Source organism: Mycolicibacterium chlorophenolicum (genome assembly GCF_001044235.1).
Taxonomy (GTDB): Bacteria; Actinomycetota; Actinomycetes; order Mycobacteriales; family Mycobacteriaceae; genus Mycobacterium; species Mycobacterium chlorophenolicum.
Genome location: NZ_JYNL01000069.1, coordinates 400,551 through 412,804, shown reverse-complemented (window position 1 = coordinate 412,804; position 12,254 = coordinate 400,551). Strand labels below are relative to the sequence as shown.

The following is a 12,254-nucleotide window of genomic DNA, read 5'->3' as shown; positions in this document are numbered from 1 at the left end:
GTCTTAAGTCCTTTGGTGCGTGGCAGCATGGCTAGGAACCAGAGTGGGTTGAGGAGTCCGGTGACACGGGTGCGTTGGCTGCAGGCGGTGGCCGTGATCGGCGCGACAGCGCTGCTCCTGGCCGCCAGCTGTTCCTGGCAGCTCGGCAGCCCGATCCCCGACGGGGTACCGCCGCCGGCCGGTGATCCCGTCCCTCAGATCGACACCTATGCGAAGGGCCGGCCCGCCGATGCGCTGCACGAATGGGCCGCGCAGCGCGCCCCGGCGCTGGGCATTCCGGTGACGGCGCTGGAGGCCTACGCCTACGCCGCCCGCGTCGCGGAGGTGGAGAACCCCGACTGCCACCTGAAGTGGACGACGCTGGCGGGCATCGGCCAGGTGGAGAGCCACCACGGCACCTACCGCGGCGCGACGATCGCGCGCAACGGCGATGTGAGGCCGCCGATCCGCGGCGTGCTGCTCGACGGCACCGCCGGCAACCTGGAGATCCTCGACAACGACTCGGTCAGCCACGACCCGGCCGTGGAGAGTAAGGGTGACGAACCGTTCGCCCGGGCCATGGGGCCCATGCAGTTCATCCCCGAGACGTGGCGGCTCTACGGCGTCGACGCGAACAACGACGGGCAGATCAGTGCCGACAACATCGACGATGCGGCGCTGTCGGCGGCGGGCTATCTGTGCTGGAGCGGAAAGGACCTGGCGACTCCGCGCGGCTGGATGGACGCGCTGCGCGCCTACAACCACTCCGACCAGTACGCGCGCACGGTCCGCGACTGGGCGACCGCCTACGCCGGCGGACACCCGCTGTAGAGCACGCCACGCGAACGGCCACCCTCTAGGCTCAGTGCTGATCGTTCGTCCGAAGACCAAGGAGGCAGTCGTGCCCATCATCGAGCAGGTCGGAGCCCGCGAGATTCTCGACTCCCGGGGCAACCCGACGGTGGAGGTCGAGGTGGGTCTGCTGGACGGCACCGTCGCCCGCGCCGCCGTCCCCTCGGGCGCCTCCACGGGCGAGCACGAGGCCGTGGAGCTGCGTGACGGCGGGTCGCGCTACCTCGGCAAAGGTGTCCAGAAGGCCGTGGAGGCGGTGCTCGACGAGATCGCCCCGGCGGTGATCGGCCTGGGCGCCGACGAGCAGCGGCTCGTGGACCAGGCGCTGGTCGACCTCGACGGCACCCCCGACAAGTCGCGGCTGGGCGCCAACGCGATCCTCGGCGTCTCGCTGGCGGTGGCCAAGGCCGCGGCCGACAGCGCCGCGCTGCCGCTGTTCCGCTACGTCGGCGGCCCGAACGCGCACATCCTGCCGGTGCCGATGATGAACATCATCAACGGCGGTGCGCACGCCGACACCGGCGTCGACGTCCAGGAGTTCATGATCGCCCCGATCGGCGCGCCGAGCTTCAAGGAGGCGCTGCGCTGGGGCGCGGAGGTCTACCACGCGCTCAAGTCGGTGCTGAAGAAGCAGGGCCTGGCCACCGGGCTGGGCGATGAGGGCGGCTTCGCCCCGGACCTGCCCGGCACCAAGGCCGCGCTGGATCTGATCGGTACGGCCATCGAGGCGGCAGGCCTGAAGATCGGCAGCGACGTGGCGCTCGCGCTCGACGTCGCGGCCACCGAGTTCTACACCAAGGGCACCGGCTACGCGTTCGAGAAGGAGACCCGCTCCGCCGAGCAGATGGCGGCCTTCTACGAGCAGCTGATTGGCGCTTACCCGCTGGTGTCGATCGAGGACCCGCTGTCCGAGGACGACTGGGACGGCTGGGTCGCGCTGACCACCGCGATCGGGGACCGGGTGCAGCTCGTCGGCGACGACCTGTTCGTCACCAATCCCGAACGGCTCGAGGACGGCATCGAACGCGGCGCCGCCAACGCGCTGCTGGTGAAGGTGAATCAGATCGGCACGCTGACCGAGACGCTGGACGCGGTGTCGCTGGCCCACAACGCCGGTTACAAGACGATGATGAGCCACCGCAGCGGCGAGACCGAGGACACGACGATCGCCGATCTCGCGGTGGCGGTCGGCAGTGGTCAGATCAAGACCGGCGCGCCGGCCCGCAGCGAGCGCGTCGCCAAGTACAACCAGCTGCTGCGCATCGAGGACGAGCTCGGCGACGCCGCCCGCTACGCCGGCGACCTGGCGTTCCCGCGATTCGAAGGCGGAGCGAAATAGCCTGTGCCCGAAGCGAAACGGCCCGATCCCCGGCGGCGCACGTCCCGGCCCGCGAAGCCGGGTAAGCCCGGCGACGCCGGACGGGCCAAGCCGCGCGGCACATCGGTCCGGCGCGAGCGCCCTGCTGCCCAACTCCCCGCGCCGGAACGCGAGCCCGGGCAGGAGCTCGAGTTGCAGCCGGCGGGGACGTCGATCCGCGAGTCAATCGCCGCGTCGGTGGAGGCGGCCGCCGATCAGCGGTTCGGGTCGACAGCGCGGCGCGCAGCGATCCTGGCCGCGGTGGTGTGTGTGCTGACCCTGACGATCGCGGGTCCGGTGCGCACCTACTTCGGGCAGCGCACCGAGATGAAGCAGCTGCAGGCCTCGGAAGCCCAATTGCGGGACCAGATCGCCGATCTCGAGGCGCAGAAGGCCAAGCTGGCCGATCCGGTGTTCATCGCGGCGCAGGCGCGGGAACGGCTGGGCTTCGTGATGCCGGGGGAGATCCCTTATCAGGTGCAATTGCCGCCCGGGGCCACACAGCCCGGCGCGGCGCCGGAGGGCCAGACCGCGGTCACCAGCTCCGACCCCTGGTACACCGCCCTGTGGCACACCATCGCCGATGCGCCGCACGGACTTTCGCCCACCGCGCCGCCGCCCGTACCGCCGGCACCGCCCGGGCCGCCACCACCGCCGCCGCCCGGTGGTTGAGCCCGAGGATCTCGAGATCGTCGCGCGGCAGTTGGGCCGGGAGCCGCGCGGTGTGCTCGAGATCGCCTACCGCTGCCCCGCCGGCGATCCCGCGGTGGTCACGACGGCGCCGAGACTGCCTGACGGCACCCCGTTCCCGACGCTGTACTACCTCACGCATCCGGTGTTGACGGCCGCAGCCAGCCGGCTGGAGTCCTCGGGGCTGATGCGCGAGATGACCGAGCGACTGGAGCACGATCCCGAACTGGCGGCCGCCTACCGCCGGGCGCACGAGTCGTATCTGGCCGAGCGCGACGCGATCGAACCCCTGCACACCACGTTCTCCGGCGGCGGCATGCCCGACCGGGTCAAATGCCTGCACGTGGTGATTGCACACGCGTTGGCGAAGGGCCCCGGCGTGAACCCGTTCGGTGACGAGGCGTTGGCGATCTTGGCGACCGAGCCGGCGATGACCGGCATTCTCGATCCGGAGGTGTGGACGCATGGCTAGGGTGGCCGCCGTCGACTGCGGGACCAATTCGATCCGGCTGCTGATCGCCGACGTCACCGACGGTCGGCTGGTCGATGTGCACCGCGAGATGCGGATCGTGCGACTGGGTCAGGGGGTGGACGCGACCGGGGAGTTCGCCCCCGACGCGCTGGCCCGTACCCGCGCGGCGCTGAGCGCCTATGCGGCGTTGATGCGCGATCACGACGTGACCGCGGTGCGGATGGTCGCGACGTCGGCGGCCCGCGACGTCAGCAACCGCGAGGAGTTCTTCGCGATGACCTCGGAGGTGCTCGGCGCCGTGGTCCCCGGTTCGGTGGCCGAGGTGATCACCGGCGCGCAGGAGGCGGAGCTGTCGTTCCGCGGCGCGGTCGGTGAATTGGACCCGGCCACTGCGCCTTTCGTGGTCGTCGATCTCGGGGGCGGCTCGACCGAGGTGGTGCTCGGCTCGACCGAGGATCCGCGCGTCGTCGCATCGTCGTTTTCGGCGGACATCGGCTGCGTACGCCTGACCGAACGCTGCCTGCACTCCGATCCGCCCACCGACGACGAGATCGCGGCGGCGCGCGCGGTGGTGCGGGAGGCGCTCGGCGAAGCGCTGCGGGTGGTGCCCGTCGAGCAGGCCCACACGTGGGTGGGGGTGGCGGGCACGATGACCACGCTGGCCGCGTTGGCGCGCCGGATGACGACCTACGATTCCGACGCGATCCACCTGTCGTCGGTCGGCTTCGAGGACCTGCTGCCGGTGTGCGCCGACCTGCTGGCGATGACGCGCGCGCAGCGCGCGGTGCTGGGCCCGATGCACGAGGGCCGCGTCGACGTCATCGGCGGGGGCGCACTGATCGTGCAGGAGCTCGCCGAGATGCTGGGTGAGCGCGCCGGCATCCACACGCTGGTGGTCAGCGAGCACGACATCCTGGACGGGATCGCGCTGTCGATCGCGTAGGGCTCAGTGACTGGCCGCCCGCCGCATCCGCGGCCGGCGCTTGGTGGGGTCGTGCTGCCCGGCGAGGGTGATCGCGAGCAGCACCATCACGGCGCCGACGCCGGCGTGCAACCAGTTGTCGGCGCCGTTGAGCGGCAGGACGTGGGCGTCGCTGCCGCGTTCGACGAGCAGGCCGTAGAGCCACAGCGCGAGGTAGATCAGGCCGCCGACCAGGAGGTAGGCGCGTGCCGCGGCATAGGTGCGGGCGCCCGCGAACCCGGCGACGCCCACAACGATGTGGACGATGTTGAGCAGGGCCGACACCGCGAAGGTGCCGAACAGGAGCGCGCCGGGGCGTTGACCGGCCCAGCTGAGCTGGTCGACGCCGGAGGTCACTCCGGGGACGAAGCCCAGCACGCCGAGCACCGTCAGCGCGACGGCGACGATCAGCGCGGCGCCCTGAACTGCCATGTACTTAGGGCGGTCTGTCATGCCGTCTCCCTTCACGTCGTCGTTATTGACGTGCGTGCTGGAGAGGTACCCATCGTGGCGCCGGGATAACACCCGGGCGGCGGTCAGGGCCGCAGGATCGGGGCGAGCTTGTCGAGCACCGTCGGGTCCTCGATGGTGGAGGGCACGGGTTCGTCGCGGCCGGTGGCCAGCCCCCGCATGGTCTTGCGCAGGATCTTGCCCGACCGGGTCTTGGGCAGGGCGGGCACGACGTCGACGAGACGGAACGCGGCCACCGCACCGATCTCGTCGCGCACCAGCTGGATCAGCTCGTCGGCCAGTCCCACGGTGGACGCGCCGGACTTGACCACGACGAGCCCGCGCGGCGCCTGGCCCTTGATCTCGTCGGGCACCCCGATCACCGCGCATTCGGCGACGGCCGGGTGGGTGGCCAGCACCTCCTCGATCGCGCCGGTGGACAGCCGGTGCCCGGCGACGTTGATGACGTCGTCGATGCGGCCCATCACGAACAGATAGCCGTCCTCGTCGAAGTGGCCGCCGTCTCCGGTCAGGTAGTAGCCGGGGTGCTCGGTCAGGTAGGACGCCTCGTAGCGCGCCTCGGCGTTCCACAGCGTCGGCAGCGTGCCCGGAGGCAGCGGCAGCCGGATGCAGATGGCGCCCTCCTGCCCGGGCCCGCAGCCGTATCCGTCCTCGTGCAGGATGCGGACGTCGTAGCCGGGCATCGGGACCGTCGGTGACCCCGCCTTGATCGGAAGCGGCTCCACGCCAACGGGATTGGCGGCGATCGCCCAGCCGGTCTCGGTCTGCCACCAGTGGTCGATCACCGGGACGCCGAGCTTGTCCGACGCCCAGTGGTACGTGTCGGGGTCGAGGCGCTCGCCGGCCAGGAACAGGTACTTCAGCGCCGAGCGGTCGTAGTCGGCGAGGTACTTGCCCTCCGGGTCCTCCTTGCGGATGGCGCGGATCGCGGTCGGTGCGGTGAACAGTGCCTTGACGTTGTGCTCGGAGATCACCCGCCAGAACGCGCCGGGGTCCGGGGTGCCGACGGGCTTGCCCTCGTAGAGCACCGTCGTCGCGCCGAGAAGCAGTGGCGCATAGACGATGTAGGAGTGGCCGACCACCCAGCCCACGTCGGAGGCCGCCCAGAACACCTCGCCGGGGGCGATGTCGTAGATGTGGCGCATGCTCCACAGCAGCGCGACGGCGTGGCCGCCGTTGTCGCGCACGATGCCCTTGGGTTTGCCGGTGGTCCCGGAGGTGTAGAGCACGTAGAGCGGGTCGGTCGCGGCGACCGGAACCGGGTCGACCGGTTTCGCGGTGGCCATCACGTCCGTCCAGTCCAGGTCGCGGCCCTCGACCAATTCGCAGCGATGCCGATCCCGCTGCACCACAACGCAATGGCGCGGGGGATGGCTGGTCATGCCGATGGCCGCGTCGAGCATCGGCTTGTACTCGACGACGCGGGTGGGTTCGATGCCGCAGGACGCGGAGACGATCACGGTCGGCTGCACGTCGTCGATGCGCACCGCGAGTTCGTGCGGTGCGAAACCGCCGAAGACGACCGAGTGCACGGCTCCGAGTCGGGCGCAGGCCAGCATCGCGATGACGGCCTCGGGGATCATCGGCATGTAGATGACCACCCGGTCGCCCTTGTCGACGCCGAGATCGCGCAGGGCACCGGCGAAGCGCGCGGTCTCGTCGAGCAGTTCGCGGTAGGTGTAGGTGCGCTGGGTGTCGGTGACGGCGGAGTCGTAGATCAGGGCGGCCTGCTCACCCCGGCCCGCCTCGACGTGGCGGTCGAGCGCGTTGGCGCAGGTGTTGAGTTCGGCGTCGGGGTACCAGCGGTAGAACGGCGGGTGGCTGTCGTCGAGGATCCGCTGCGGCGCGCGAGACCAGGTCACGGCGGTGGCGGCGTCGGCCCAGAAGGCTTCGGGGTCGGTGATGCTGGCGTCGAACAGGTCGCGGTACCCGGGCATATCAGCACCGTAAACCCTCCCCGTTAGTCTCAGGGTCATGACGAACCAACCCCCGCCGATCGGAGGGGTCCGCCGGAGTCATGTGACTGCCCGAGGGGTGCGTTTTCATGTGACCGAGGCCGGGCCGGAGGATGGCAGACCGGTATTGGCGCTGCACGGCTGGCCGCAGCACCACTGGGCCTACCGCGACCTGTTGGCCGATCCGCCGCCCGGGCTGCGGATCATCGCCCCCGACCTTCCCGGGTACGGATGGTCAGGCCCGGCGCCGCACAAGTGGGCCAAGGAGGACGTGGTCAGCGATCTGGTGGCGCTGATGGACGCGCTGGGTCTGGAGCACGTGCTGCTGGTCGGCCACGACTGGGGCGGTTACATCGGCCATCTGCTGGCCCTGCGGGTACCCGAGCGGATCGACGGCTATCTGGTGCTCAACATCCCCCATCCGTGGGTGTCGGCCAAGGCGTTGGCCCCGCACCTGTGGCGGTTCCTGCTCTACCAGCCGTTCGTCGCGTCCATCGGGGTGCCGCTGCAGCGCCGCACCCCGTACCTCGAGCGCGTCATCTTCGGCATGGCCGCACCGGGGGTGGACCGCCAGACCGCGAAGGTGTACGCCGACGCGTTCCGCGATCCGATGGTCGCGCGCACCGCGCGCGATACCTATCGAACGTTCCTGCTGCGCGAGGCGCGGGAGAGTGCGCGCAACCCGGAGCGGCGCCGGTCCACGGTGCCGACCCGGGCACTGTTCGCCAGGAACGACACCGCCATCCACGCGTCGTTGGCGGCGGCCGAGACCGCCCGCGCCGACGACTACACGCTGGAGTTGGTCGACGGTGGGCACTTCATTCTCGACGAGCAGCCGGAGTTGGTGCGCGCCAAGCTGATCGCGCTCGCCAACGAGGTGCCTGCGCGGTAGTTTCCGTAAAAGGTGGGCACCGGGGCGTCAAGATGTCGCAAGGGGCGCCCACTGGTCACGCGTGTCGGCGTAGACCGAGAGCATGGCTGTTCTCGACCTTCCGCGTCCCGCCCATCGCCTCCCGTCGTCGATCCGGTGCATTCGGCGGATCCTGCCGACGGCCGCGTGCGGCATTCCTGCGCGGGCTCTCGGCGATCCGGCGGTGGCCGCCTGGGTACGCGCCCACGGCATCACGGTGATCGTGTGTGGCGACGACGAGGTGGAGCAGGTCGGGCGGCTCGGCATCCGGCCCGAGCATGTCGTCCTCCGATGCGGTCTGTCGACGGCGACGATCGGGAACGCGGTCGGCGCCGGAGTGGTCCGATTCATCGTCGCGGCCGATCGACACGTTGACGTCCTCACGGGCACCGGGCGCCCCGGAATCGGGGTGTACATCGACGAGCAGGGGCCGGGGGTGATCGGGGAACGCCGCATCGACGTCATCGGGCTGCACGCCGATGTCGATGACTCCGACGGCGCGCTGGAGTGGGGAGTCGCGGCAGAGCGGATGCTGTGCCGGATGTCGGTGTTGCGCACCTGCGGGCTCGCGCTGGGGCGGATCAGCCTGGCCGGCGGGGACGCCGGCGCGTGGGTGTACGGCACCGGAGCGACGAGTCGGGCGGCCACCGCCGTCGACGACGCATTGACGGAGGGTTGCGCGCGGTGGAGATTGCCGCGTCCAGCGGTGCTGCTGGGACCGCGGGTCGCATGAGTCAGCGGCCCACCAGCCCTGCGGCCCGGGCGCGGGCGACGCTGTTCTCCCATGCGCATTCGCCGACGGCCAGGACGACGAGCGCAGTGAGCAGCGCCAGCGTGGAGACCGTCCACGACAGCAGGGGAGACGCCGATCCCGGGGTGGCCAACAGCATCACCGCCAGGCTTGCGGGCAGCGCGAGGACGGCTGCGCACCCGAGCAGTCGGGTGTCGATCGTGCGAGACATGACTCAACGGTGCGACCCGCCGCTGAGAACATGCTCACTGTCGGCTGTGGAAAACGTATGTAATTCCCGGATCAGGCGGGGGGAGGTTCCTTGGTGAGCGCCTGGTAGCCGCGGGCGCCGGCCCGCTGGAGACTGGCCCGGACCAACCCGACGATCAGGCCCTGGAGTGCGCCCACCAGCAGCACCGATCTGGTCGAATAACTCAGGTCTTTGGGGTCCGGCGGTTCGGGATCGTTCTGGCCCACACGCTTCCAGATCTGACCGAAGATCTGGCCGGCCAACAGGCCACCGCCGACGCCGGTGGCGACCGACAGCGGGGTGTACAGCTTCTGTGACAGTTTGCTCATGACGGGCCTCCTGCCCGGAAAGATACCCGGGCCTGCCGTCGCCAAACGCGACGCATCGCGCGGTGGCGGGTGGGAGGATCGGCGCCGTGGGTACCGATCATCCCGCCGACGATCAGGGGTGGGACCAGCGCGAGCGCCAGGAGACGGAAACCGAACGGCTGGACCGTAATTGGGCCAGCCTGCTGCAGGAGCTGCGGGTCGTGCAGACCGGGGTGCAGCTGTTGACCGGTTTTCTGCTGACGCTGCCCTTCCAGCAGCGCTTCACCATGCTCGGCGACGCGATGCAGAAGGTCTACCTCGCCACGGTCAGCGCGGCGGTGCTCTCCACCGCGCTGTTGATCGCGCCGGTCGGCATGCACCGGGTGCTGTTCCGGCGGCACCGGCTGGGCACGCTGGTGTCGGCCGCGCACAGCTGCGCGTACACGGGTCTGCTGTTGCTCGGGGTGGCCGTCACCGGGATGACGGTCATCATCTTCGACGCCGTCGCCGGCCTGACCCCGGCGCTGGTCGCGGGCGGCTGCGCACTGCTGTTGTTCGCCGGGTTCTGGTTCGTGCTCCCGCTGGGCATGCGCGCCGCCGACCCGTAGCCGCGCGCCCCGAAAGCCGGCGGCGAAACCCTGCCCGGCTGAGCGTGTTCCGCGCCGGTGGTCAGCCCCGGTCGGGAAGAACGCCCTGTGGCCGTTCGGCGTTTGAACCGCTCGTCCGCGGGTATCGATGCCGGTCATGAAGGCTGTCACCTGGCACGGTCGGCGCGATGTGCGCGTCGACACCGTCGACGATCCGAAGCTCGAGGAGCCGACGGACGCGATCATCGAGGTCACGTCGACCAACATCTGCGGATCCGATCTGCACCTGTACGAAGTCCTGGGGGCGTTCATGCACCCGGGCGACATCCTCGGTCACGAGGCGATGGGCGTCGTTCGTGAGGTGGGTTCCGGCGTCAGCGATCTCGCCGTCGGAGACCGCATCGTGGTGCCGTTCCAGATCTCCTGCGGGCACTGCTTCATGTGTGACGAGCAGCTCTACACGCAGTGCGAGACCACCCAGGTACGCGAGCACGGCATGGGCGCGGCGCTGTTCGGATACTCCGAGCTCTACGGTCAGGTGCCGGGCGGGCAGGCGCAGTACCTGCGGATACCGCAGGCGCAGTTCACTCACATCAAAGTCCCTGAGGGACCGCCCGATTCGCGCTTCGTGTACCTCTCCGACGTGCTACCGACGGCCTGGCAGGGCGTCGCGTACGCCGGCATCCCCGACGGCGGTTCGGTCACCGTGCTCGGGCTGGGGCCGATCGGCGACATGGCCGCCCGCATCGCGCAGCACCTCGGTCACCGGGTGATCGCCGTCGACCGCGTGCCGGAGCGGCTGGCCCGGGCCACCGCGCGCGGCATCCAGACCATCGACATGCGCGAACTCACAGGGTCGGTCGGCGACGCGGTGCGCGATCTGACCGACGGGCGGGGCACCGACTCGGTGATCGACGCGGTCGGCATGGAGGCGCACGGCTCACCGATCGCGCAGGCGGCGCAGACCGCCACGGCGTTCCTGCCCGACTTCATCGCCAAGCCGTTCATGCAGAAGGCCGGGGTGGATCGCCTCGACGCGCTGTACTCCGCGATCGACTGCGTGCGCCGCGGCGGGACGATCTCGCTGAGCGGCGTCTACGGCGGCATGGCCGATCCGATGCCGATGCTGACGCTGTTCGACAAGCAGGTGCAGTTGCGGATGGGGCAGGCCAACGTCAAGAAGTGGGTCGACGACATCATGCCGTTGCTGACCGACTCCGACCCGCTGGGTGTCGAATCGTTCGCCACCCATGTGCTGCCCCTCGAGCAGGCCCCGCACGCCTACGAGATCTTCCAGAAGAAGCAGGACGGCGCGGTCAAGGTCATGCTGCAGCCCTGAGCTCGGCATGACGGCGCGAACGTGAGAAGGAATTCGGCGGGATGCGACTGGCGCGCAGCAGGCTGGACACACCGGGGATCGTGCGCAAGCGGCGGGGCAAGGGTTTCGCCTACTACGGGCCGGACGGGGAACTGCTGGCCGACCCGGACACCGCGCAGCGGATCAAAGAGCTGGTGATCCCGCCCGCGTGGAAGAACGTGTGGATCAGCCCGCGGCCCAACGGGCACATTCAGGCGGTGGGCACCGACGCCGCCGGCCGGCGGCAGTACCTGTATCACGCGAGGTGGCAGCAGGAGCGGGCCGAGGAGAAGTTCGACCGCGTGCTCGAGCTGTCCACGCGGCTGCCGGAGTGGCGTGCGCGGATCGCCGGTGACCTCGCCGGCCGCGGGCTGACCCGCGACCGGGTGCTCGCGCTGGCGCTGCAACTGCTCGATCGCGGCTACTTCCGCGCCGGCGGTGAGCAGTCCGCCGAAGAGCACGAACACTATGGGCTCGCGACCCTGCTCTGCGAGCACGTGACGTTGAAGGAGGACGCGGTCGAGTTCGACTATCCGGCCAAGAGCGGAGTGCAGCGGACCGTCGAGATCGACGATCCCGAGGTGGTGCGCGCAGTCCGCTCGCTGATGCGGCGCACCGAACGCACCGAGCGCCTTCTGGTGTGCCGCACCGGGCCCAGCGGGTGGGTCGACGTGAAGGCCGACGACCTCAATGCGCGGTTCAAAGAGATCGTCGGCGACGAGTTCACCGTCAAGGATCTGCGCACCTGGCACGGCACCGTCCTGGCGGCTGCGGCGTTCGGCGACGCGAAGCCGGCGACCTCCAAGACCGCGGCCAAGCGGGAGACCTCCGCGGTGATGAAGGAGGTGTGCTCGGAGCTGGGGAACACCCCGGCGGTGGCGCGGGCGTCCTACGTCGACCCCCGAGTGGTCACCGGGTACGAGCGCGGGCTGACGATCGCCTCGGCGACGCGGCGCGCGGAGAAGATCGGCGAGCCCGATCGCGCGCAGGAGATCGTGGAGAAGGCGACGCGTCAGTTGATCCACAGGGTAGCCCGCGGATAGCGGCGTGTTTGGCGGCCCGCCGGGGCGGAAAACCTACTGGGAGCTATCAGGTTTCTAGGAGGTAGTTCTATGCCGAACTCATCGATCAAGAACGAGAAGATGTACGAGGATCTTCGGCGCGAGGGGAACTCCAAGGAGAAAGCGGCGCGCATCTCCAACGCCGCGGCTGCGCGCGGCGCATCGTCGGTGGGACGCAAAGGCGGGCAGTCTGGCTCCTATGACGACTGGAGTGTCGGTGAGCTCAAGCAGCGCGCCAAGGAGCTGGGGCTCTCCGGGTACTCGCGGTTGACCAAAGACAAGCTCATCTCCGAGCTGCGCAACCACTGACGCAA

General features: G+C 70.0%; 15 protein-coding genes. 11 read left to right on the top strand and 4 right to left on the bottom strand.

The window, feature by feature from the left end:
* Positions 1-60: 60 nt before the first annotated feature.
* The 5 genes from MCHLDSM_RS31860 to MCHLDSM_RS31840 all read left to right on the top strand — a co-directional run bounded on the left by MCHLDSM_RS31860 (position 61) and on the right by MCHLDSM_RS31840 (position 4,293).
* On the top strand, positions 61-810 hold the full coding sequence (locus MCHLDSM_RS31860) for a lytic transglycosylase domain-containing protein (protein ID WP_048473727.1): 750 nt from the start codon (positions 61-63) through the stop codon (positions 808-810).
* 70 nt (positions 811-880) lie between these two features.
* A complete protein-coding gene (gene eno, locus MCHLDSM_RS31855) occupies positions 881-2,170 on the top strand; it encodes a phosphopyruvate hydratase (RefSeq protein ID WP_048474148.1) in 1,290 nt (429 codons plus the stop codon).
* A gap of 3 nt (positions 2,171-2,173) precedes the next feature.
* Positions 2,174-2,860 carry an FtsB family cell division protein gene (locus tag MCHLDSM_RS31850; RefSeq protein ID WP_048473726.1) on the top strand — a complete coding sequence of 229 codons (687 nt, stop codon included), beginning with the start codon at positions 2,174-2,176 and terminating at the stop codon, positions 2,858-2,860.
* Positions 2,853-3,350: a DUF501 domain-containing protein gene (locus MCHLDSM_RS31845; RefSeq protein ID WP_048473725.1), complete on the top strand. Its 498-nt coding sequence runs from the start codon at positions 2,853-2,855 to the stop codon at positions 3,348-3,350. The genes MCHLDSM_RS31850 and MCHLDSM_RS31845 overlap by 8 nt, the downstream gene beginning before the upstream one ends.
* The gene (locus MCHLDSM_RS31840) at positions 3,343-4,293 is read left to right on the top strand and encodes a Ppx/GppA phosphatase family protein (protein WP_048473724.1); all 951 of its coding nucleotides are present in this window, start codon (positions 3,343-3,345) and stop codon (positions 4,291-4,293) included. Before MCHLDSM_RS31845 ends, MCHLDSM_RS31840 begins: the two co-directional genes overlap by 8 nt.
* Positions 4,294-4,296: 3 nt before the next feature.
* Here MCHLDSM_RS31840 and MCHLDSM_RS31835 read toward each other — a convergent pair whose 3' ends face one another.
* Together MCHLDSM_RS31835 and MCHLDSM_RS31830 are read right to left on the bottom strand one after the other, a co-directional pair.
* The gene (locus tag MCHLDSM_RS31835; RefSeq protein WP_048473723.1) at positions 4,297-4,764 is read right to left on the bottom strand and encodes a DUF4383 domain-containing protein; all 468 of its coding nucleotides are present in this window, start codon (positions 4,762-4,764) and stop codon (positions 4,297-4,299) included.
* An 83-nt stretch (positions 4,765-4,847) separates the two neighbouring features.
* Positions 4,848-6,719, bottom strand: coding sequence for a propionyl-CoA synthetase (locus MCHLDSM_RS31830; RefSeq protein ID WP_048473722.1), 1,872 nt, complete (start codon positions 6,717-6,719; stop codon positions 4,848-4,850).
* Positions 6,720-6,756: 37 nt separating this feature from the next.
* Between MCHLDSM_RS31830 and MCHLDSM_RS31825 the strand changes: the two genes are divergently transcribed.
* Together MCHLDSM_RS31825 and MCHLDSM_RS31820 are read left to right on the top strand one after the other, a co-directional pair.
* Positions 6,757-7,629, top strand: a complete 873-nt coding sequence (locus MCHLDSM_RS31825) for an alpha/beta fold hydrolase (protein ID WP_048473721.1) — start codon at positions 6,757-6,759, stop codon at positions 7,627-7,629.
* 82 nt (positions 7,630-7,711) lie between these two features.
* The gene (locus MCHLDSM_RS31820; protein WP_048473720.1) at positions 7,712-8,380 is read left to right on the top strand and encodes a hypothetical protein; all 669 of its coding nucleotides are present in this window, start codon (positions 7,712-7,714) and stop codon (positions 8,378-8,380) included.
* A 1-nt stretch (position 8,381) separates the two neighbouring features.
* On the opposite strand, the gene MCHLDSM_RS31815 is transcribed toward MCHLDSM_RS31820, so the two are convergent.
* Complete coding sequence (locus MCHLDSM_RS31815; protein ID WP_048473719.1) at positions 8,382-8,609, bottom strand: hypothetical protein; 228 nt, start codon at positions 8,607-8,609, stop codon at positions 8,382-8,384.
* Between the two features lie 71 nt (positions 8,610-8,680).
* Positions 8,681-8,956, bottom strand: a complete 276-nt coding sequence (locus MCHLDSM_RS31810) for a DUF4235 domain-containing protein (protein ID WP_048419867.1) — start codon at positions 8,954-8,956, stop codon at positions 8,681-8,683.
* An 86-nt stretch (positions 8,957-9,042) separates the two neighbouring features.
* Here MCHLDSM_RS31810 and MCHLDSM_RS31805 point away from each other — a divergent pair, with 86 nt between their 5' ends.
* The 4 genes from MCHLDSM_RS31805 to MCHLDSM_RS31790 all read left to right on the top strand — a co-directional run bounded on the left by MCHLDSM_RS31805 (position 9,043) and on the right by MCHLDSM_RS31790 (position 12,249).
* Positions 9,043-9,543, top strand: coding sequence for a DUF6328 family protein (locus MCHLDSM_RS31805; protein ID WP_048473718.1), 501 nt, complete (start codon positions 9,043-9,045; stop codon positions 9,541-9,543).
* 136 nt (positions 9,544-9,679) lie between these two features.
* Positions 9,680-10,861, top strand: a complete 1,182-nt coding sequence (locus MCHLDSM_RS31800; RefSeq protein ID WP_048473717.1) for a zinc-dependent alcohol dehydrogenase — start codon at positions 9,680-9,682, stop codon at positions 10,859-10,861.
* Positions 10,862-10,902: 41 nt separating this feature from the next.
* Positions 10,903-11,922: a DNA topoisomerase IB gene (locus tag MCHLDSM_RS31795; RefSeq protein ID WP_048473716.1), complete on the top strand. Its 1,020-nt coding sequence runs from the start codon at positions 10,903-10,905 to the stop codon at positions 11,920-11,922.
* A 69-nt stretch (positions 11,923-11,991) separates the two neighbouring features.
* Positions 11,992-12,249 (top strand): DUF7218 family protein, encoded by a 258-nt coding sequence (locus tag MCHLDSM_RS31790; RefSeq protein ID WP_048473715.1) that lies wholly within the window; start codon positions 11,992-11,994, stop codon positions 12,247-12,249.
* The last annotated feature ends 5 nt before the right edge of the window (positions 12,250-12,254 follow it).

What these genes read in the sequence shown, in the direction of transcription:
- MCHLDSM_RS31820 (WP_048473720.1), top strand. Translation starts at nt 7,712, where the DNA reads ATGGCTGTTCTCGACCTTCCGCGTCCCGCCCATCGCCTCCCGTCGTCG.
- MCHLDSM_RS31840 (WP_048473724.1), top strand. Translation starts at nt 3,343, where the DNA reads ATGGCTAGGGTGGCCGCCGTCGACTGCGGGACCAATTCGATCCGGCTG.
- MCHLDSM_RS31825 (WP_048473721.1), top strand. Translation starts at nt 6,757, where the DNA reads ATGACGAACCAACCCCCGCCGATCGGAGGGGTCCGCCGGAGTCATGTG.
- MCHLDSM_RS31815 (WP_048473719.1), bottom strand. Translation starts at nt 8,609, where the DNA reads ATGTCTCGCACGATCGACACCCGACTGCTCGGGTGCGCAGCCGTCCTC.
- MCHLDSM_RS31835 (WP_048473723.1), bottom strand. Translation starts at nt 4,764, where the DNA reads ATGACAGACCGCCCTAAGTACATGGCAGTTCAGGGCGCCGCGCTGATC.
- MCHLDSM_RS31790 (WP_048473715.1), top strand. Translation starts at nt 11,992, where the DNA reads ATGCCGAACTCATCGATCAAGAACGAGAAGATGTACGAGGATCTTCGG.
- MCHLDSM_RS31830 (WP_048473722.1), bottom strand. Translation starts at nt 6,719, where the DNA reads ATGCCCGGGTACCGCGACCTGTTCGACGCCAGCATCACCGACCCCGAA.
- MCHLDSM_RS31800 (WP_048473717.1), top strand. Translation starts at nt 9,680, where the DNA reads ATGAAGGCTGTCACCTGGCACGGTCGGCGCGATGTGCGCGTCGACACC.
- MCHLDSM_RS31810 (WP_048419867.1), bottom strand. Translation starts at nt 8,956, where the DNA reads ATGAGCAAACTGTCACAGAAGCTGTACACCCCGCTGTCGGTCGCCACC.
- MCHLDSM_RS31795 (WP_048473716.1), top strand. Translation starts at nt 10,903, where the DNA reads ATGCGACTGGCGCGCAGCAGGCTGGACACACCGGGGATCGTGCGCAAG.